Below are 19,735 nucleotides of genomic sequence, written 5' to 3'. Positions count from 1 at the left end.
TCATGAAAAAATTACCGATACTGTTCTTACTGTTTGGCACATTTTTACTCAGCGCGTGCAGTACACCGAAACCTGACAACACCCGCCCGCAAGCCTGGTTAAAACCGGGCACTCTGGTGACACTACCGGCTCCTGGGGTTTCGCCGTCAATCACTGAGCAGCAACTACTGAGTGCCCAGGTTAAAGGCAAAACTCAGTCGCTGATGGTGCTGCTGAATGCCGATAAGGAAAAAGTCATGCTGGCGGGATTGTCACCGTTGGGCATTCGTTTATTCCGTCTGACCTACTCTCAATCGGGCATTAAAACGGAACAGTCCATGACGCTGCCAGAATTACCTCCAGCCAGCCAGGTTCTTGCCGATATTATGTTGAGCTATTGGCCGATAAAAGCCTGGCAGCCGCAACTGCCTGCCGGATGGACGCTAAAAGATATCGACTCGCGTCGTGAATTGCGCGACGACCAGGGCGAACTTATCGAAACCATCCATTACCTGACGCGTGACGGAATCCGCCAGCCAGTCAGTGTGCATCACCATCGCTTCGGTTATGTCATCAGTATTCAGCACCTGGACAGTTAATCATGATGAGTTTTTCTGCCGCCGGAATGGTCAATGCGTTAGGCAACAACCTTGACGAAATCGCGGAAAATTTGCAGGGCAACATTGCACCTGGCCTTGTGCAGGACTGCGACGGCTGGTTGCAGCAGGGTGAGTGTTGGGTAGGGCGCGTAACGGGCGAGCTACCGGAAATCCCTCCAGAAATGGCGCAATACAACAGCCGTAACAACCGTTTGTTGCTCGCGGCACTGGCACAAATTCGCCCGCAGGTAGATGAAGCGATTGCACGTTTGGGCAACGAACGCGTGGCGGTGGTGCTGGGAACCAGTACCTCCGGGCTTGATGAAGGTGACCGCATGGTGAGCGGCACCCATGCTGGCAACCCCCCTGCGTCTTATCGCTATGGCCAGCAAGAACTTGGCGATCCATCGCGTTTTCTTAGTGATTATTTGCAACTTTTTGGCCCCGCGTTAACGATTTCTACCGCCTGTTCGTCAAGTGCGCGAGCCATTATTACTGGCAAACGGCTGATTGAGTCTGGAATGGTCGATGCCGCGATTGTGGGTGGGGCAGATACCCTAAGCCGCATGCCCATTAACGGCTTTAACAGCCTGGAATCGTTAAGCAAGGTACGTTGCAAACCCTTTAGTGCAGAACGAAATGGGATAACCGTCGGTGAGGCGGGGGCACTGATTTTGATGACGAAAGAGCCGGGAAAAGTACAATTGCTGGGTGTGGGAGAATCGTCCGATGCCTGGCATATGTCTGCTCCGCATCCAGAAGGTGTGGGGGCGATTCGCGCAATCGAAATGGCGCTGCGTGAGGCCAAACTCTGCGCACAAGACATTGGCTATATTAATCTGCATGGCACTGCCACGCGTCTTAATGACGAAATCGAAGCGAAAGTGGTGAACCAACTGTTCGGTGACAGCGTTCCTTGTAGCTCGACTAAACATTTGACCGGCCACACGTTGGGTGCCGCTGGTGCCTGTGAAGCGGTGATCTGTTATTTGCTGTTATCTAAAGGCCTACCGTTGCCTGCACAAGATTTCACTGATGCGTATCAAGACCTGACGCTTGCACCCTGTGGTTTACTCAGCGCTCCGCAACCATTTACCAAACCAATAATGCTGTCGAACTCATTTGCTTTTGGCGGTAATAATGCCTGCCTGATTTTTGGAGTTTCTCATGACTGATTTTCTTGCCCCACACCACTATTTGCCGCACGAAGCACCCATGTGCCTGCTGGAATCGGTAGTGGCGGTGGAACAAGAAAGTGCGCATTGTCGGGTTACAGTCAGCCACCACGGTGTGCTGGCGCCGTTTCTCAATGCGGACGGAAATTTGCCTGGCTGGTTTGCCATCGAGATTATCGCGCAGACGGTGGGTGTGTGGTCAGGCTGGCATGCCATGAATAACGGCGAAGAAGCCAGCCTTGTTGGAATGTTGCTGGGTGGGCGAGGGTTACGTTGCCCAGCTGGGTATTTTGCACAAGGTTTGCAGTTGGATTGCCATGTCACGCTACTGATGCGTGATGAAAAAATTGCTAGTTTTGAAGGACAAATTCTCGCGGACGGCAACGTACTGGCGAGCGGGCGGGTTAATACCTATCAGCCTGATAATAATGAATTAGAGAAGTTTTTTTAAAGGAGTGTTTTTGTCTGTTGGGCAAAAACGGTGGATGACGCTGACGCTTATCCACCCTACGAAACTTATAATAATGAGTATTACCCAAAATAGTTCGAGTTGCATCGCGGCGGCAAGAGAGCAAGTCCCGATGAGCTTACATAAGTAAGTGATTCGGGCGCGTGAGCGCAGGCAACAAAGAGGCAGCTTGGAGTATGACGGGTATTTTAATGGGATAGCAGCAAGATGACACAGACGGTATTAGTAACCGGTGCCAGCAAGGGGATCGGCAAGGCAATTGCCTGTGGGTTGGCAGCCGATGGATTTGCTGTGGTGGTGCACTACCATCGTGACGAAGCAGGCGCACAACACACGCTTGAGCAGATAAAAGCTCAGGGCGGAACGGGTCGTGTCATGCAGTTTGATAGTGCTGACCGTAGCCAGTGCCGCAATGTCATTGAAGCGGACATCGAAACCCACGGCGCCTATTGGGGTGTCGTCAATAACGCGGGTATGACGCGTGACGGCGCATTTCCTGCACTGAGTGATGACGATTGGGACAGTGTGATTCGGACTAATCTCGACAGTTTTTATAACGTGATTCAACCCTGTGTTATGCCGATGATTGGCCTGCGCAAAGGCGGACGAATTATCACGCTTTCCTCTGTTTCGGGGCTGATGGGTAACCGTGGGCAAGTTAATTACAGTGCCGCAAAAGCGGGGATCATCGGTGCGACGAAAGCGCTGGCGATTGAGTTGGCGAAACGCAAAATCACCGTTAATTGCATCGCACCAGGCCTGATTGATACCGGAATGATTGAAATGGAAGAGGCGGCGCTCACCGAAGCAATGCGCCTGATTCCACTCCAGCGTATGGGGCAGCCAGAAGAAGTGGCAGGGCTTGCACGTTACTTGATGTCGCCCATTGCTGCTTATGTCACACGCCAGGTTATCTCCATCAACGGAGGCATGCTGTGATTCGCCGGGTAGTGGTAACGGGAATGGGCGGTGTGACAGCATTTGGTGATAACTGGCAGGATGTGGCTGCGGGTTTGAGGTCCGGTAAAAACGCGGTCCGACACATGGCCGAATGGCAAATCTACAACGGGCTCAACACCATGCTCGGTGCACCGGTCGAGAATTTTACCGTCCCCGAACACTATACGCGTAAGCGCATTCGGGCGATGGGACGTGTGTCATTGCTCGCCACGCGTGCCACTGAACTGGCGTTAGCGCAGGCCGGTTTGCTGGACGACCCGATTCTCACCAGTGGTGAAACAGGCATTGCTTATGGTTCATCCACCGGAAGCACAGGGCCTGTGAGCGAATTTGCCACTATGCTGACCGAAAAGCACACCCGCAATATTACCGGCACCACCTACGTGCAGATGATGCCACACACCGCTGCGGTGAATGCCGGGCTGTTCTTTGGTTTGCGTGGCCGCGTGATCCCAACATCAAGTGCGTGTACCTCAGGCAGTCAGGCGATTGGTTATGCCTGGGAAGCCATTCGTCATGGCTACCAAACAGTGATGGTTGCCGGCGGTGCTGAGGAGTTATGCCCGTCGGAGGCGGCGGTGTTTGACACGCTGTTTGCCACCAGCCAGCGTAATGACCAGCCCAAGAGCACACCCGCACCCTTTGACAAGCAGCGCGATGGTCTGGTGATTGGCGAAGGTGCAGGCACATTGATCCTGGAAGATTTGGATCATGCTCTGGCGCGTGGTGCGACCATCTATGCCGAGATCGTCGGGTTCCATACCAATTGCGATGCGGCGCATATCACCCAGCCGCAGAAAGAAACCATGCAAATTTGTATTGAAAGCAGCCTACGATCGGCAGGGCTTGCGGCCAGCGACATTGGCTATATTAACGCGCATGGAACGGCAACTGACCGTGGAGACATTGCTGAAAGCCACGCCACGGCGGCAGTTTTTGGCGCTAATACACCTATTTCTTCGCTGAAAAGTTATCTGGGTCATACACTCGGTGCATGTGGCGCACTGGAAGCCTGGATGAGTATCAAAATGATGCGTGAAGGCTGGTTTGCCGAAACGCTGAATTTGACTCAGCCCGACGAGGCGTGCGGCGAGTTGGATTACATCATCGGTGAAGCGCGCAAAATCGAGACAGAATTTGTCCAGAGCAATAACTTTGCCTTTGGCGGAATAAATACCTCATTGGTGATGCGTCGTTGGCGGTAAACGGTTATCAACTGGCGTTTGGTGAAGTGGCGTGCGTATTGAATGACGCACCCGCTACACGCTGGTTGTCTCCTGACCTGTTGCAGGACGCGCCTACAGGTCGCCGTCGCGCAGACTGGATTGCCGCCAGAATCCTGTTGGCGATGCTGCTCAATGACGGCCCATTGCCCAAATTAGCCCGCGCGGCTCAAGGCAAACCGTATCATCCGGCATTGCCCGAATTTAATATCAGCAACAATGCCACCCGGGTTGCGGTGCTGGTGGGTGGCGGGGAAGTGGGGTGTGATATTGAACAAATCCGCTCGCGGCCGCGGTTTATGGCCATTGCCCGTCACAGTTTCAGTGCGCCATTGTGCGACTGGCTGGAATCTTTGCCCCCATCGCAACAAATCCTGCAATTCTGGCGCCTCTGGACGGCACACGAAGCCGTGCTCAAGCAACGTGGCGCAACGGTCTGGCAAATGGATCAGTTGCGTTTGCCGCTAGACACACTTTGCCCGCCTGACCGTCATCTTCTTCACATCAACGTTGGTGATACACTGATCGCTTGTTGCGGTGAGAAACCGTTTGCTGTTGGCTTTTCGCCTGAGCTGATAATTGCCCCGTTTCGTAGAGCAGATTAGCGTGAGCGACATCCGCCAGTATGGCTATCGCGGAAATTTTATCTGGTAAATGAGAAAAATCAGAGGATAGGAGATAGGGATAATCCCATAGGAAGTGATATACGTCTGCTGTTCGGTAAGTTTAGACTACTATCAAATACTAACTGGAGATTTCCTGATGAGCGAAAGAATGTCGGTGATACAAGGCGATATCACCCGCGCTGAGGTTGATGTGATAGTCAATGCGGCGAATCCATCCCTGATGGGGGGCGGTGGTGTTGATGGTGCAATTCATCGTGCAGCGGGGCCGACATTATTGGAGGCCTGCAAAGTGATTCTTCAGCAGCAAGGCGAATGCGCCCCTGGACATGCCGTCATTACCGAAGCTGGAAATATCCCGGTTAAAGCCGTGATTCATGCCGTCGGCCCGGTCTGGCAGGGCGGTGAAAAGCATGAGGCAGAATTACTTGAACAAACTTATTACAATTGTCTCGATTTGGCGGCCGCCAATAGCTACCGCACTATCGCGTTTCCGGCAATCAGCACCGGTGCGTACGCTTTCCCAAAAGAGTTGGCTGCTAAAATAGCTGTTGATACGGTTTATCGATACATCGGTTTGCGCCCATTACCCGAAGAAGTGGTTTTCGTCTGTTTCGATGACGAAAGTACCCTTATTTACCAGCAACTGCTTGCCCAACTCTAACGTGAAGAACCATCACGCTACACGCCTTGGGAGAGCGATTATCCCGGTGCTTGCCGAGCATCCTGGCGTGAGCGGTATTCATCCTCTTTCGGACAGCCTTGATGCATTTGCCGCGCGTTATCTACTGTGCGGCATGGCAGAGAAAACCCTCGATGTGCAGTATTACATCTGGCAGGACGATATGTCCGGGCGGCTGTTGTTTAGTGCGTTACTGGCAGCGGCTGAACGCGGGGTGAGAGTCAGGCTGTTGCTGGATGATAACAATACTAACGGGCTGGATGATATTTTAGAGCTTCTGAATTCCCATCCTCAGATTGAAGTGCGCCTGTTTAATCCCTTCTCTTTTCGTTTGTTTCGCGCCATTGGCTACCTGACCGACTTTGCCCGTCTGAACCGCCGCATGCACAACAAGAGTTTCACCGTTGATGGTGAAACAACGATTGTCGGCGGGCGTAATGTGGGTGATGCTTACTTTGGTGTCGGCAAACAACCCCTTTTTTCAGATTTAGACGTGTTGGCTGTTGGCCCGGTGGTTACCGATGTCAGCGAGGATTTTGAGCGCTACTGGAACAGCCAGTGCGTATCGACCCTTGCCAAAGTGCTCGATGTTGATCCCGATATTTTACAGCAACGGGTACAACTGCCTGATGCTTGGCGCAGCGACCCGACGGCGCAGCGCTATCTTGAAAGGCTGACCACCAGCCAATTTGCGACAAATCTTGTGGCACGCACATTAAATATGTACTGGTCTGAAACGCGTTTGCTCAGTGACGATCCGAGTAAAGGGCAGGGAAGGGCGCGTAATCACACATTGTTACCGCAACGCCTGATCAACGTCATTGGCCTGCCTAAGCAGGAGATAGACATTATTTCTGCCTACTTCGTCCCGACTCGCGCCGGTATTGCCCAAATTCTTGGGCTGGTACGCAACGGGGTGAAAATAGCCATTCTGACCAACTCGCTGGCTGCCAACGATGTGGCGGTGGTGCATGCCGGATATGCCCGATGGCGCAAGAAGCTGCTACGACACGGTGTCGCGCTATATGAATTAAAGCCTGAAAATAATGGCCCGCGCAGGCCGCGCGATCGCGGTTTAACCGGTAACTCTGGCTCCAGCCTGCATGCCAAAACCTTCAGCGTCGATAAGCAAAAAGTGTTTATCGGCTCATTCAATTTTGACCCGCGCTCGGCCATGCTCAATACCGAAATGGGCTTTGTTATTGAAAGCACCGCGCTGGCAGAGGATATCCACCAACGATTCACTCAAAGCCAAAAAGAGGCGGCCTGGGCACTGCGTTTGGACCGCTGGGGACGTGTGAATTGGGTGGAAACCCGCGAAGGCAAAGAGATTGTCTGGAAGAAAGAGCCGCACACCCGTTTCTGGCAACGGGTGTTGGTGCGGTTAGTTTATCGTCTGCCAATTGAGTGGCTACTCTAAAACTCTGCGACTCGAATTATTTTGAGTTTATTTTTTGTTCGTTGGTCGGGTTAACTCTTCACTTTCACTGCCACATTCTGCGGTTTGCCGGAGAACAAGAAGCGCAGCAGTGGAATACGCAGATGGATTTCATACAAAATCACCGCGATACCCACTACAAATATCAATCCCGTCATAAAGCCCAACGCATTGGAGGCAATATGTGGCGTGATATATGCGCCAAAAAACAGCGTCAATGGGTGGTGCACCAAATAAATAAACAGTGAAGCATTAACAAAATAGGTGACCCGTTTAGAGTGGGAGTTCAACAGCTTATGACCCAGTGAAAACACCACGTTGACCATCCACAGACCTAAAACCATCGTGATAACGCTTTCGGTTTCATACATCCAGGCATCGCCGCTGCCATAACGCTGATTCAGCAGGTATGCACAAAACGCCAGGGCTGCACCCGCAGCACACCATGGAGACGGTGTGGTAAACAGCGCTTTCAGTTGTGGACGCACAAAGACTAAAGCACCGAGCATGAAGAACGGCAGATAAAAAAGCGTCTGCATGACCACAAAGTTAAATAGGCCATCGCTTAATATTGGGGAGTAAATAATGAAAATAGTGCGGCGAATGGCACCGTATAAAATCCCGAAGCCCACAAAGGCGATTGAGATCTTTCCCAAAGTAATGGGTGATGCGTTATTTTCTGGCGTATTCGCAAGACGCGCTTTCATTTGTTGGAACAAAAATAAACATACTGTCGTGAGCACCACCATCACCAACAAGAACCACAAGTGGGAAACCAGTTCCCAAACCAGGGTGTTGTATTTTTCGTAAGGGGTCAGTCCTGGCCAGTTTTTTGCCTTGTCGTTAACGTGTTGCAGCATTAAAAATTGCGGTAGCGTCAGCAATGGAATTGCTGTCAACATGGGGATGCCGACACGCTCGACGCGCACTTTCCACCAGCGTTTAAGCGGGTAGCGCAGAAAAAGCATGTAAGAGAAATAACCGGAAATGACAAAAAACACCTGCATACGGAAGGCGTGAATGAAGTCATTAAAAAGGGTTAATCCCCATGAGGCTTCAGCGCTGTTAACATGCCAGTGATGGCTTGAATAGATGAGCGAGATATGAAACGGAATGCCTAAGAGCATTAACCAGGCCCGAATAGAATCCAGGAAAAACTCGCGTTGTTGTGGTGCTTTACTCATAATGCTCCAGACATTATCGGACGAATCGCCTTATCCTTAAGAACATATCCCAATAGGCTTGAAGTCCCGAACGGTATCAATTCCGTGGCAACCCTACACTAACCATGACATCCTGTCTCCAGGATGGGCTCTGAAAGCGTAAGCAGTTGTCTTTTTTTGCTTAAAGGCTGAGCCAGCGTGCTGAACAATGCGGGTATTTGGTTGTCGGAAAGCAGAAGTTTCCATTAAAATGGATTGGATTGATTTAAGCACACAAAGGGGGATGTGCTGGTTAATATGAAACATAAACTAAAAATGATGAAAATGTGTGGGCTTGGTGCTGCTGTAACGCTGTCACTTTATACCACCTCGGTTTGGGCCTTCACCATCGATGATGTCGCAAAACAAGCGAAAACATTAGCGGGCAAAAGCTACGAAGCACCGAAAAGCAATCTGCCTTCGCTATTCCGCGACATGAAATATGCGGACTATCAGCAGATCCAGTTCAATCATGATAAAGCCTACTGGAGCAAGTTAAAGACCCCATTTAAGCTTGAATTTTATCATCAGGGTATGTACTTCGACACCCCGGTTGCTATCAATGAAGTGACAGCGACAGCGGTTCATAAAATTAAGTACGACCCGGATTACTTTAATTTTGGTGATGTAAAACACGATAAAGACACCGTCAAAGATCTTGGCTTCGCCGGGTTCAAAGTGCTCTATCCGATCAACAGCAAAGATAAAAACGACGAAATTGTCAGCATGCTCGGGGCGAGTTATTTCCGTGTGATTGGCTCAGGTCAGGTTTATGGTCTGTCTGCTCGTGGTTTGGCCATCGATACTGCTTTGCCATCTGGCGAAGAGTTCCCACGTTTCCGTGAGTATTGGATTGAGCGCCCGAAAACGGGTGAGAAAACGCTGACCCTCTATGCGTTGCTTGATTCCCCACGTGCAACAGGTGCGTATCGCTTTGTTATCACCCCAGGGCGCGACACTGTGGTCAACGTGCAGTCGAAAGTTTATCTGCGCGATAAAGTGGGCAAGCTGGGTGTTGCACCGCTGACCAGTATGTTCCTCTTTGGGCCGAATCAGCCTTCACCAAGCACCAACTTCCGTCCTGAATTACATGACTCCAACGGTCTGTCTATTCATGCGGGTAACGGTGAGTGGATATGGCGTCCACTGAACAACCCGAAACATCTGGCTGTGAGTTCCTTCGCAACAGAAAATCCGGTTGGCTTTGGCTTGCTGCAACGTGGCCGTCAGTTCTCTCGCTTTGAGGACCTTGACGATCGTTACGATCAGCGTCCAAGCGCCTGGATTGCTCCGCAAGGTGATTGGGGTAAAGGTCACGTCGAGCTGGTGGAAATTCCAACCAACGACGAAACCAATGACAACATTGTTGCTTACTGGACACCGGATCAACTCCCGGAACCAGGCAAAGAGATGAACTTCAAGTACACCATTACCTTTGGCCGTGACGAAGACAAAATGCATGCGCCAGATAACGCATATGTTGCCCAGACTCGCCGCTCAACCGGTGATGTAAAACAGTCAAATCAGACTCGCCAACCTGACGGCACTATTGCGTTTGTAGTGGATTTCGTCGGTGCGGACATGAAAAAACTGCCGCTAGATACGCCGGTTACTGCTCAAACCAGCATTGGTGACAATGGTGAAATCGTTGATACCCAGGTACATTACAACCCAGTTGCTAAAGGCTGGCGTTTGACGGTCCGTGTGAAGGTCAAAGATGAGAAGAAACCGACTGAAATGCGTGCAGCGCTGGTTAATGGCTCGCAAACGTTGAGTGAAACCTGGAGCTACCAGCTACCTGCCAATGAATAAGATGACTGATACTGCGTCTGAATATATTGATGCTCTCCCGCTTTCTGCACAGCAGAAGGCGGCTCTTCCAGCATCGGATCTGCAAGCGATGCATGAGGCGCTAGATGCGCAAGAGCACCATTATGACCGCGCCGATGATTCGCCTTTAGCCTCAGTAAAGGCCCGGCTCGAAGCGAGCTGGCCTGGGTCGTTGGGTGGTGAACAGCTGATAGAGGATGAAGAAGGGCGCACCCAGTTGCAGGCAATGCCAAAAGCAACGCGTTCTTCTATGTTCCCCGATCCGTGGCGTACCAACCCGATCGGTCGTTTCTGGGATCGTTTACGCGGGCGAGAAGTTAATCCTCGCTATATGTCAAAAGAAGAGGCTGACGCTGAGCAGAAATGGCGTACCGTCGGGACCATTCGACGTTACATTCTGCTGCTGCTGACCATTTCTCAGACCGTAGTTGCGACCTGGTATATGAAGACCATTCTGCCTTACCAGGGCTGGGCACTGATTAATCCATCCGACATGCTCGGCCAGGATTTGTGGGTTTCCTTCATGCAACTGCTGCCGTATGTGCTGCAGACTGGCATTTTGATCCTGTTCGCGATTCTGTTCTGTTGGGTTTCAGCCGGTTTCTGGACCGCGTTGATGGGCTTCCTTCAGCTACTGATGGGCAAAGATAAATACAGTATCTCTGCTTCAACAGTCGGTGATGAGCCCATCGATCCGGCGCATCGCACCGCGTTGATTATGCCTATTTGTAACGAAGACGTTGACCGCGTATTTGCGGGTCTGCGTGCGACGTGGGAATCAGTAAAAGCAACGGGTCAACAGCAACACTTCGACGTTTACATCCTGAGCGACAGCTACAACCCAGATATCTGTGTTGCGGAGCAGAAAGCGTGGATGGAGCTGATTAACGAAGTGCAGGGCGAAGGGCAGATTTTCTACCGTCGCCGTCGTCGCCGTGTAAAGCGTAAAAGTGGCAACATCGATGACTTCTGTCGTCGCTGGGGCAATCAATACAGCTACATGGTGGTGTTGGATGCTGACTCCGTAATGAGCGGTGACTGCCTGACCAACCTGGTGCGTTTGATGAATGCTAACCCGAATGCGGGCATCATTCAGTCTTCACCAAAAGCCTCCGGCATGGATACGCTGTATGCGCGTTGTCAACAATTTGCCACCCGAGTCTATGGGCCATTGTTTACCGCGGGTCTGCACTTCTGGCAGTTGGGTGAATCCCACTACTGGGGGCATAACGCCATTATCCGCGTTAAGCCGTTCATCGAGCATTGTGCGTTAGCGCCGTTGCCAGGTGAAGGTTCATTCGCCGGTTCTATCCTTTCTCACGACTTCGTGGAAGCGGCTCTGATGCGCCGTGCGGGTTGGGGCGTTTGGATTGCTTACGACTTGCCGGGTTCTTATGAAGAACTGCCGCCGAACTTACTGGATGAACTCAAGCGTGACCGCCGTTGGTGCCACGGTAACTTGATGAACTTCCGTCTGTTCCTGGTAAAAGGCATGCATCCTGTTCACCGTGCGGTGTTCTTGACGGGTGTCATGTCCTACTTGTCCGCGCCGTTGTGGTTTATGTTCCTCGCGTTATCCACAGCATTGCAGGTGGTACATGCGCTGACAGAACCACAATACTTCCTGCAACCGCGCCAGTTGTTCCCGGTGTGGCCGCAGTGGCGTCCGGAACTGGCGATAGCCTTGTTTGCCTCCACCATGGTGTTACTGTTCCTGCCGAAGCTTCTGAGCATCATCCTGGTTTGGTGCAAAGGCTCGAAAGAGTTCGGTGGTTTCTTCCGCGTGACAGCTTCTTTGTTGCTGGAGGTACTGTTCTCTGTGCTGTTGGCACCGGTGCGTATGCTGTTCCACACCGTATTTGTGGTCAGCGCATTCCTCGGTTGGGAAGTGGTATGGAACTCGCCGCAGCGTGATGACGACTCCACTCCATGGGGTGAAGCATTCATGCGCCACGGTTCTCAGCTGTTGCTGGGGCTGGTGTGGGCAGTCGGTATGGCGTGGTTAGATTTGCGTTTCCTGTTCTGGTTGGCGCCAATCGTCTTCTCGCTGATCCTTTCTCCGTTCGTGTCGGTGATTTCAAGCCGCGCAACTATTGGATTACGCACTAAGCGCTGGAAGCTGTTCCTGATCCCGGAAGAGTATTGTCCTCCGAAGGTTCTGGTCGATACAGACAACTACCTGAAGCTTAACCGTAGCCGTACGCTCGATGATGGCTTTATGCACGCGGTGTTTAACCCGTCGTTTAATGCCCTGGCAACCGCGATGGCAACGGCGCGTCACCGTGCAAGTAATGTGCTGGAGATTGCCCGTGACCGCCACGTTGAGCAGGCGCTTAATGAAACGCCTGAGAAACTCAACCGCGACCGTCGTTTGGTGTTGTTAAGTGATCCGGTAACAATGTCTCGTCTGCATTATCGTGTGTGGTCGAACCCTGAGCGTTACTCCTCGTGGGTCGATAACTACAAAACGGTTAGCCTGAACCCTGAGGCGCTACCGACGAAGTAACACGGCAGACACAATCACAATGCCGACCTTCGGGTCGGTATTTTTTTGGGAGTAACAGAGTGATAAGAATCTTTGTGGTCGCGTTATTGGCCTGCTTGCTGAGTGGCTGCGGCAGTATTATTAGTCGTGCTTTACCGGGGCAGGGACATGGTAACCAGTATTACCCCGGTGTGCAGTGGGATGTGCGTAACAGTGCCTGGCGCTATATCACAGTGCTCGATTTACCTTTTTCACTGGTCTTCGATACACTGTTACTGCCGATTGACGCCAGTCATGGACCTTACGAATAAATTCTATCGTTCATCCCATTCATCAGCCGCAGCCTGCCCTTCCTCGGTATCCAGAGGCGGCTCAAGTTGAAATTCACCTTCGTCCCATTCATGCAGCGTATTCTCTTCAATCCATTCCTGGCGTAACTCAATTTCGTCGAAATCGCCATCAAAGACGCTTTGTGCTGCTTCACCACTGACCATCGGCAAACATTCCCCATCCTCGCTGTCATCAGCAAAGAACTCGGCCTGCCACATAATATCGCCGTCCTGAAGAATGTACTTCTGAATGTTCAGTTGCTGAACACTGGCACTCTCTTCATCAAGTTCAGGGTGCTCTACAAGGAAAAGTTCGCGTGCGGCATCAATGGCCTCTTCCAGTGTCGCGTATAGGCTCATCGTAATCTCCTTTTGTTACAGGTCAGGGAGCGCGGCTCCGGTGCAATTTCAAGTTAATTGTTGACGCTGTTTGCAAAGTTGCAAGTATGAGATTTATCCTCGTCATACTTCGAGCTGCCTCTTTGTTGGCGGCGTTCGACTCACCCGAATCACATAGTTATCTATGCTCCTGGGGACTTACGGCCTGGCCGCCTACCTGTAACTCGAATTATTGAGAGGATATTCCCGTCAGATTTCACACAGCGGCTTGGGGATTGCGGAGTTAGTCACCCGAAATACTCACGCGTTCGGTCGGGCGTCTGAGGCTAATCCAGGAGTAAAGCGCGTTGAAAAGAACTATGCAGCCGGTGACTAAAAATACCGTGCGAAAGCCGAAGTTTGCTGAAACGGCGGCACCCATCAACGGGCCGGTAACATTTCCAATATCGCGGAATGACTGGTTGTAACTAAAGATACGCCCGGCAATTTGATTGCTCGAGTTGTAGATAAGCAGAGTTTGTACTGCAGGCAACAGTGCGCCATCGGCGGCACCGAGCAGGAAACGTAACACGCCCAACTGCCACGGGTTTTGTACCATCGACATCGGGATCAGCAGCAACACGGAGATAACCAGCGCGCAGATTAAAATCCTTTCCGGCCCGATTCTATCCCCAAGTTTCCCCAGCCGTGGAGCGCTGAGCAACGCAGCAACACCCGGAACAGAGGCAATCATGCCGCTGATGAATGCAAGGTTGCTGACATTGCCCGCCAATTCACGCACATAGAGCGTCAAAATCGGTGCAATCGAACCGGTAGCGACCTGAATAATCATAGTAGTGACAAACAAACTCAGCACCAGACGCGGATTTTTGAGCGACGTTAACACCTGGCGTGCGTGTAGCATGTCTTTTTTGTTCACGGGTGTGAATTGTTCGCGAATACAGAAAAGTGTAAAGACAAAACAGGTAAACAGGACGGCTGCGGTGATGAAAAACACCGGCCGCAGGCCGTAAGTATCCGCCAGAAAACCACCGATCATCGGCCCGAGAAGCGCACCGCTCACACCGCCTGTCGATAATGTCCCCAGTGCCCAGCCACTCTTATGGCGCGGAACCTGAGTGGCAATCAGCGCATTGGCGTTGGGGACAAAACCACCCAATAGCCCGAGCAGTGCACGCAGCGCCAGAAATTGCCAGATATTGCTCGCAAAGCCCATCAACACCATCACGATGGACATCCCCAGGGCTGAACGCAGCAGCATGATTTTGCGGCCTTTGCGGTCAGCAAGCCCACCCCAGAAAGGTGATGCTATCGCTGAGAACAAAAAGGTAATGCTGAAAACGATACCGGACCACATGTTCAGCTCGCTGTGACCGGACACGCCAAGATGTTCGACATACAAGGGCAGGAAGGGCATTACCAGGCTAAATGCGACGCCAGTAAGAAAACACCCAAGCCAAGCAACGGTGAGATTTCGTTTCCAGTTAATGGTGCTCTCGGGGAGAGTCATAACGCTCCAGGTCAGTGCAAATAAGATGTGTTGGGTAATTATTACCTTGCTAATTATGCGCCCGTCGATGGTGGTGTGACAATGTTTCTGAAACACAACTTTAGAATGAGGGAAATGTTACGCAAAATGCGGGGATGTAAATTAACGTTAATTGCTATATGATGCAGCCCACTTTTTTTCAACGATTGCCGAGCGAACACCATGCCAGTGTTACACAACCGCATATCGAATGATGAATTGCGCGTGCGCATGTTGGCTGAAACTGAGTCACGCACCACAATCTCATTCTATAAGTATTTCACCATTGAAGAACCTCAAACGACACGTGATGCGCTGTATCAAGCGTTTACATCACTAAATGTATTTGGCCGTGTTTATCTCGCCCATGAAGGGATTAATGCGCAAATCAGCGTCCCACAAAGCCGTGTGGATGCATTTCGCGAAACACTTTATGGTTTCCATCCTGCACTCAATGGCGTACGACTGAATATTGCACTTGAAGACGACGGCAAATCGTTTTGGGTATTACGCATGAAAGTTCGTGACCGTATTGTCGCGGACGGGATTGATGACCCGTCTTTTGATGCCAGCAATGTTGGCGCTTATCTCAAAGCCGCAGACGTTAACGCAATGCTCGACGACCCGGAAGCGGTGTTTATCGACATGCGCAACCATTACGAATACGAAGTGGGCCATTTCCAGGATGCGGTGGAGATCCCAGCGGACACCTTCCGTGAGCAGTTGCCGAAAGCGGTCGACATGTTGCAGGAAGACAAAGACAAGAAAATTGTCATGTATTGCACCGGTGGGATCCGCTGTGAAAAAGCCAGTGCCTGGATGCTGCATAACGGCTTCAAGAATGTCTATCATATTGAAGGCGGGATTATCGAGTACGCGAGACGTGCGCGTGAACAAGGTATTCCGGTGCGTTTTGTCGGGAAGAACTTTGTTTTTGACGAGCGAATGGGCGAGCGCATTTCCGATGATGTGATTGCCCATTGCCATCAGTGCGGCACATCTTGCGACAGCCATACCAATTGCAAAAATGACGGCTGCCATCTGCTGTTTATTCAGTGCCCGAGTTGTGCTGATAAGTTTGCCGGATGCTGTAGTGAAATTTGCCGTGAAGAACTGGCACTTTCTCCAGAAGAACAGCGTCGTCGTCGTGCAGGACGAGAAAACGGAAATAAGATTTTCAACAAATCCCGCGGCGCGTTGAACACGACCTTAGGGATCCCCGACCCCGAGTAACAAAAAGGGTGGGTGTCGCTCACGGTATGACCGGTCACATAGGTTACAGATCAGACCGGCCACATAGGTAACACATTCTGCCTAATCTAACCGGATGATATGTGGCTTACGTCTGTCGTAGTAAGCAACGTCCATCCGGTTAAATATTATCGCTTCAAACCCGTCGCTATTTAAAGCGTGCCAGTGAAAATGGCGTGAGGTCGAAGCTCGACTCTTTGCCGAGTGCAAACTGACAGGCAATCTCCCCAAGCACTGAGGCGAACTTAAATCCGTGTCCGCTTAGCCCGGTAATCACCAGCGTGTTGTCATGGCCGGGAAGGGTATCAATAATAAAATCTTCATCCGGTGACATATCGTACGTACAGGCAGCCCCATGCATGCAGACGCCAACCCCGGGCATTATCTGGCGTAAGAAGTTGAACGCTTCACTTCCGTCCGTGGCGATTGCACCAAACGGTTTGCGCTGTTGTGGCTCGCTTATCTGCTGGCCCCCATCATGTTTGCCCAGCTTTAGCTCGTTATCCTCCCCCGCAGGGAAACCGTAATAATGGCTGCCATCGGGTAGTTGGGCGGTAAAAGCAGGGAAATGGTTTTTTTCACTGTAGCGCCCATCCGCTTGATGCCAACTGAAAATTTTGCGCACCGGGGTGATGGGCAGTTCAGGTAACAATTTAGTGACCCAGGTTCCGGCACTGACTAACAGTTTACTCGCCGTGAATTCACCTTCCGGTGTGTTGACGACGACACCGGAAGCGGTATGGCGAATTTCGGTCACCGGGCAATTAAACAGCTGAGCACACCCTCCCTCGTTTGCCAGGCGAATATAGGTTTCAACCGCCAGATCGCTACGCAGCACGCCAGCATTTGGCTCATACAGACCGAGATAATTTTCGGGAACGGATATTTCTGGCCAGCGGGTCATCACGTCTTCATCGCTTAATGTTTCAAGCGGTAGCGACCAATTTTGCGCGCTGCGCTGCACTGTGGAGATAAACGCTGAATCAGCCGGGCCGATATGAATCACGCCAGTGCGATGGAACACTTTCTTGCCGCTGATTTCTTGCAACGCATCCCAAAGTGCCTGTGCGCGTAACACCAGTGGGACATATTTTTCCCCTTCGCCATAGGCATGGCGCATCAGGCGTGTATCGCCGTGGTGGCTACCTTGCTGATGTGGGGGATGGTAGCTATCGATCATCAGGACGTTCAAGCCGGAATGTGTTGCATAGCACCCCGCGGCGGCACCCACAGAACCACTTCCTACAATGATAAGATCATAATGCATGGCGCTTTTCTCTCTGACAAAAATTATATAGCAGGGTAATTAATTCTCGGTTTATTGGCAATTGAGCAAAACCTGAAGAATAAAAAAGGCACCTCAACGGTGCCTTGCGTTATTTGGGTAGCATCGGCAATCAATGCTTACGATAATCGTTTACCTGGTAATCACTAGATTCAATCTTAGCAATGCCGGCTTCAAGAATTGATATAAATTGCCGGGCAACATCCGTAGTCAGCCATAAAGTTTGACCGATTTCAGTTTCTTCGTGCTTTTGCGTATTGGAGGTCAGGTAGTGCAGGCGAAGCATCAGCGCGTCATAGCTATCTACGGTGCTGATGTCCCATCCAACAAGGGGATGGGTCTGGATAACATCACTATTTTTTTCCATCAGAACCCCTTTTATACGTGTGTTAAGACAACGGTTCGCGAGGTTTAATGCTTGTTTAATGTGAAGCCAGTTAAGTATATCCATGAATAAGCTAATTCGATCGAGAAATAAATACCCTGCAACACTTTTTTTACATCAAAGGGTTCGATTGGGTGTTTTTTAGGCGTTTTATTCTTTTTTGAATCAGAGAGTTCTGAGTTTGCTTGCATGCAACTCGAATTATTTTGGCTAAAATGGACGAAAAAAACCGGATGGCGACACCCGGCATAAAAACAACGAGGGAATTTTTTACCTGAAATAAGCGGCGACTCAATATTAAGTCGACCCCCTTTCATGATGATTTTTTAATCCGCAGCAAACCAGTCGTCAGCGCTTTCCCAGGTCTCTTGCAATATTTCACTAATACGTTCGCGATCTTCTTTACTGGCGCCTAACACCGACAAATTATTGGCAGCAGCATAACGCACCTGAACGTGGTTTTCGTTTTCAGGGTAATGCTGAGTAATTCGGCGTGACAATTCGTTAGCAAGCGCATCAATAGCGCCTGATGGCAGAGATGTAGTTTTGGCAATAGTGACTTCAATACGCATAACAGCCCCCTGTAGAACCCGTCATACTTCAAGTTGCCCCTTTGTTGGCGACGTTCACTCACACGAATCACTTACCTATGTAAGCTCATCGTGATTAATGAGAGACATCCTGTCTCTCACCGGAGGCCAGCCTCTGGCTGGTCAAATTCGTTACCGACGAATTTGTCGTTCTCTTGCCGCCGCGATGCAACTCGAATTATTTAGAGTTAATAATATACTGGATATTTATACAGCTATATTGCTGGGTATGCAACAGAGGGCGTTAAATTTAAGCTTTTACTGACCAGTTGACTTGCTCACCCGCGAGGAACGGCACGATGCTGTCGTCGCTAGTGGCGATAGTTTCTGGCATTTGCACTGGAGTACGCTCCAGTTCAATGGATTCTTCGTTTACTGGCAGGCCATAGAAACGTGGGCCATTGAGCGAAGTGAAGGCTTCAAAGTGGTCAAGGGCGTTCATTTCTTCAAAGACAGTCGCGTAAGCACCCAGAGCAGACGGGGCGTTAAAGCAACCCGCACAACCACAGCTTGCTTCTTTACGATGACGCGCGTGTGGTGCGGAATCTGTGCCGAGGAATACACGGTCACATCCGCTGGCAACCAGTTCGCGTAACGCTTCCTGATGGATACTGCGTTTTAAAATCGGCAAGCAATACAGGTGAGGGCGCACACCGCCAACCAGCATGTGGTTGCGGTTAAACATCAGGTGCTGTGGCGTAATAGTCGCGCCCAACAGGGAATTTCCTTCCTTCACATACTGCGCAGCATCTTTGGTCGTGATGTGTTCGAACACCACTTTCAGTTCCGGCAATTGTTGGCGAAGCGGTTCCATGACGGTTTCAATGAAACGCGCCTCACGGTCAAAAATATCAATATCAGCATGAGTCACTTCGCCGTGGATAAGCAGCGGCATGCCGATTTTTTGCATACGCTCAAGTACCGGTAAAATCGCGGCAGTGCTGGTAACACCATGGCTTGAGTTAGTGGTCGCATTGGCAGGATAGAGTTTTGCTGCGGTAAACACGCCTTCATTAAACCCACGCTCAACTTCATTCGGGTCTAAAGAGTCGGTGAGATAGCAGGTCATCAAAGGCTCGAAATTATGCCCTTGCGGTACGGCATCCAGAATACGCTGGCGATAGGCAATTGCGGCTTCGACCGTTATTACTGGTGGCACAAGGTTTGGCATGACGATTGCGCGACCATAAATTTCGCTGGTATAAGGCACCACCGTTTTTAACATCTCACCATCACGCAGGTGAACATGCCAGTCGTCTGGGCGGCGAATTTTTAATACCTGAGGTAATACGGTCATGAAAGTGCTCCGGCTAGGAAGGGTTTAACGATGATTTGTGCCGGACACAAAGGATAAGCGCAAACG

Annotated in this window: 19 protein-coding genes; 12 read left to right on the top strand and 7 right to left on the bottom strand. The window is 50.9% G+C overall.

The genetic code is table 11. From position 1 onward, the window contains the following. The first annotated feature begins 2 nt into the window (after positions 1-2). From VJY99_RS08640 to VJY99_RS08605, 8 genes are all read left to right on the top strand, one after another. Complete coding sequence (locus tag VJY99_RS08640) at positions 3-578, top strand: DUF3261 domain-containing protein (RefSeq protein ID WP_324117642.1); 576 nt, start codon at positions 3-5, stop codon at positions 576-578. A gap of 2 nt (positions 579-580) precedes the next feature. Further along, positions 581-1,753, top strand: a complete 1,173-nt coding sequence (locus VJY99_RS08635; protein WP_324117641.1) for a beta-ketoacyl-[acyl-carrier-protein] synthase family protein — start codon at positions 581-583, stop codon at positions 1,751-1,753. Further along, the gene (locus VJY99_RS08630; RefSeq protein ID WP_324117640.1) at positions 1,746-2,204 is read left to right on the top strand and encodes a 3-hydroxy-fatty acyl-ACP dehydratase; all 459 of its coding nucleotides are present in this window, start codon (positions 1,746-1,748) and stop codon (positions 2,202-2,204) included. The genes VJY99_RS08635 and VJY99_RS08630 overlap by 8 nt, the downstream gene beginning before the upstream one ends. A gap of 225 nt (positions 2,205-2,429) precedes the next feature. Continuing rightward, on the top strand, positions 2,430-3,161 hold the full coding sequence (locus VJY99_RS08625) for a 3-ketoacyl-ACP reductase FabG2 (protein ID WP_324117639.1): 732 nt from the start codon (positions 2,430-2,432) through the stop codon (positions 3,159-3,161). After that, entirely contained in the window at positions 3,158-4,387 is a 1,230-nt protein-coding gene (locus VJY99_RS08620) for a beta-ketoacyl-ACP synthase (RefSeq protein WP_324117638.1), read from the top strand. The genes VJY99_RS08625 and VJY99_RS08620 overlap by 4 nt, the downstream gene beginning before the upstream one ends. After that, a complete protein-coding gene (locus VJY99_RS08615) occupies positions 4,378-5,010 on the top strand; it encodes a 4'-phosphopantetheinyl transferase superfamily protein (RefSeq protein WP_324117637.1) in 633 nt (210 codons plus the stop codon). The genes VJY99_RS08620 and VJY99_RS08615 overlap by 10 nt, the downstream gene beginning before the upstream one ends. Before the next feature lie 157 nt (positions 5,011-5,167). Then, on the top strand, positions 5,168-5,692 hold the full coding sequence (ymdB, locus tag VJY99_RS08610; protein ID WP_324117636.1) for an O-acetyl-ADP-ribose deacetylase: 525 nt from the start codon (positions 5,168-5,170) through the stop codon (positions 5,690-5,692). Then, on the top strand, positions 5,646-7,130 hold the full coding sequence (locus VJY99_RS08605) for a phospholipase D family protein (protein ID WP_324117635.1): 1,485 nt from the start codon (positions 5,646-5,648) through the stop codon (positions 7,128-7,130). Before ymdB ends, VJY99_RS08605 begins: the two co-directional genes overlap by 47 nt. Before the next feature lie 50 nt (positions 7,131-7,180). Here VJY99_RS08605 and mdoC read toward each other — a convergent pair whose 3' ends face one another. After that, positions 7,181-8,332 carry a glucans biosynthesis protein MdoC gene (gene mdoC, locus VJY99_RS08600; RefSeq protein WP_324117634.1) on the bottom strand — a complete coding sequence of 384 codons (1,152 nt, stop codon included), beginning with the start codon at positions 8,330-8,332 and terminating at the stop codon, positions 7,181-7,183. 294 nt (positions 8,333-8,626) lie between these two features. On the opposite strand from mdoC, the gene mdoG reads away from it, so the two are divergent. From mdoG to VJY99_RS08585, 3 genes are all read left to right on the top strand, one after another. After that, a complete protein-coding gene (gene mdoG, locus VJY99_RS08595) occupies positions 8,627-10,162 on the top strand; it encodes a glucans biosynthesis protein MdoG (protein WP_324117666.1) in 1,536 nt (511 codons plus the stop codon). Next, positions 10,155-12,686: a glucans biosynthesis glucosyltransferase MdoH gene (gene mdoH, locus VJY99_RS08590; protein ID WP_324117633.1), complete on the top strand. Its 2,532-nt coding sequence runs from the start codon at positions 10,155-10,157 to the stop codon at positions 12,684-12,686. Before mdoG ends, mdoH begins: the two co-directional genes overlap by 8 nt. A 62-nt stretch (positions 12,687-12,748) precedes the next feature. After that, positions 12,749-12,976, top strand: a complete 228-nt coding sequence (locus VJY99_RS08585) for a YceK/YidQ family lipoprotein (protein WP_324117665.1) — start codon at positions 12,749-12,751, stop codon at positions 12,974-12,976. A gap of 3 nt (positions 12,977-12,979) precedes the next feature. Here the strand turns inward: VJY99_RS08585 and VJY99_RS08580 are convergent, their stop codons facing one another. After that, on the bottom strand, positions 12,980-13,354 hold the full coding sequence (locus VJY99_RS08580; RefSeq protein ID WP_324117632.1) for a MysB family protein: 375 nt from the start codon (positions 13,352-13,354) through the stop codon (positions 12,980-12,982). A 262-nt stretch (positions 13,355-13,616) separates the two neighbouring features. Continuing rightward, positions 13,617-14,843, bottom strand: a complete 1,227-nt coding sequence (mdtG, locus tag VJY99_RS08575) for a multidrug efflux MFS transporter MdtG (RefSeq protein ID WP_324117631.1) — start codon at positions 14,841-14,843, stop codon at positions 13,617-13,619. 201 nt (positions 14,844-15,044) lie between these two features. On the opposite strand from mdtG, the gene VJY99_RS08570 reads away from it, so the two are divergent. Continuing rightward, the gene (locus tag VJY99_RS08570; RefSeq protein WP_324117630.1) at positions 15,045-16,094 is read left to right on the top strand and encodes a rhodanese-related sulfurtransferase; all 1,050 of its coding nucleotides are present in this window, start codon (positions 15,045-15,047) and stop codon (positions 16,092-16,094) included. A gap of 166 nt (positions 16,095-16,260) precedes the next feature. Here VJY99_RS08570 and solA read toward each other — a convergent pair whose 3' ends face one another. From solA to pyrC, 4 genes are all read right to left on the bottom strand, one after another. After that, positions 16,261-17,379 carry an N-methyl-L-tryptophan oxidase gene (gene solA, locus VJY99_RS08565; RefSeq protein ID WP_324117629.1) on the bottom strand — a complete coding sequence of 373 codons (1,119 nt, stop codon included), beginning with the start codon at positions 17,377-17,379 and terminating at the stop codon, positions 16,261-16,263. Between the two features lie 130 nt (positions 17,380-17,509). Then, complete coding sequence (gene bssS, locus VJY99_RS08560) at positions 17,510-17,764, bottom strand: biofilm formation regulator BssS (RefSeq protein ID WP_324117628.1); 255 nt, start codon at positions 17,762-17,764, stop codon at positions 17,510-17,512. Positions 17,765-18,108: 344 nt separating this feature from the next. Continuing rightward, positions 18,109-18,354, bottom strand: a complete 246-nt coding sequence (dinI, locus tag VJY99_RS08555) for a DNA damage-inducible protein I (RefSeq protein WP_324117627.1) — start codon at positions 18,352-18,354, stop codon at positions 18,109-18,111. A 268-nt stretch (positions 18,355-18,622) separates the two neighbouring features. After that, entirely contained in the window at positions 18,623-19,669 is a 1,047-nt protein-coding gene (pyrC, locus tag VJY99_RS08550) for a dihydroorotase (RefSeq protein WP_324117626.1), read from the bottom strand. Positions 19,670-19,735: the final 66 nt, after the last annotated feature.

This window comes from Buttiauxella sp., assembly GCF_035271705.1.
GTDB lineage: Bacteria > Pseudomonadota > Gammaproteobacteria > Enterobacterales > Enterobacteriaceae > Buttiauxella.
This window is presented reverse-complemented; position numbering and strand designations above follow the sequence as displayed.

Coding starts and splice junctions, on each gene's coding strand:
- VJY99_RS08640 (WP_324117642.1), top strand. CDS start 3: ATGAAAAAATTACCGATACTGTTCTTACTGTTTGGCACATTTTTACTC.
- VJY99_RS08635 (WP_324117641.1), top strand. CDS start 581: ATGATGAGTTTTTCTGCCGCCGGAATGGTCAATGCGTTAGGCAACAAC.
- VJY99_RS08630 (WP_324117640.1), top strand. CDS start 1,746: ATGACTGATTTTCTTGCCCCACACCACTATTTGCCGCACGAAGCACCC.
- VJY99_RS08625 (WP_324117639.1), top strand. CDS start 2,430: ATGACACAGACGGTATTAGTAACCGGTGCCAGCAAGGGGATCGGCAAG.
- ymdB (WP_324117636.1), top strand. CDS start 5,168: ATGAGCGAAAGAATGTCGGTGATACAAGGCGATATCACCCGCGCTGAG.
- VJY99_RS08605 (WP_324117635.1), top strand. CDS start 5,646: ATGACGAAAGTACCCTTATTTACCAGCAACTGCTTGCCCAACTCTAAC.
- mdoC (WP_324117634.1), bottom strand. CDS start 8,332: ATGAGTAAAGCACCACAACAACGCGAGTTTTTCCTGGATTCTATTCGG.
- mdoG (WP_324117666.1), top strand. CDS start 8,627: ATGATGAAAATGTGTGGGCTTGGTGCTGCTGTAACGCTGTCACTTTAT.
- mdoH (WP_324117633.1), top strand. CDS start 10,155: ATGAATAAGATGACTGATACTGCGTCTGAATATATTGATGCTCTCCCG.
- VJY99_RS08580 (WP_324117632.1), bottom strand. CDS start 13,354: ATGAGCCTATACGCGACACTGGAAGAGGCCATTGATGCCGCACGCGAA.
- mdtG (WP_324117631.1), bottom strand. CDS start 14,843: ATGACTCTCCCCGAGAGCACCATTAACTGGAAACGAAATCTCACCGTT.
- VJY99_RS08570 (WP_324117630.1), top strand. CDS start 15,045: ATGCCAGTGTTACACAACCGCATATCGAATGATGAATTGCGCGTGCGC.
- solA (WP_324117629.1), bottom strand. CDS start 17,379: ATGCATTATGATCTTATCATTGTAGGAAGTGGTTCTGTGGGTGCCGCC.
- bssS (WP_324117628.1), bottom strand. CDS start 17,764: ATGGAAAAAAATAGTGATGTTATCCAGACCCATCCCCTTGTTGGATGG.
- dinI (WP_324117627.1), bottom strand. CDS start 18,354: ATGCGTATTGAAGTCACTATTGCCAAAACTACATCTCTGCCATCAGGC.
- pyrC (WP_324117626.1), bottom strand. CDS start 19,669: ATGACCGTATTACCTCAGGTATTAAAAATTCGCCGCCCAGACGACTGG.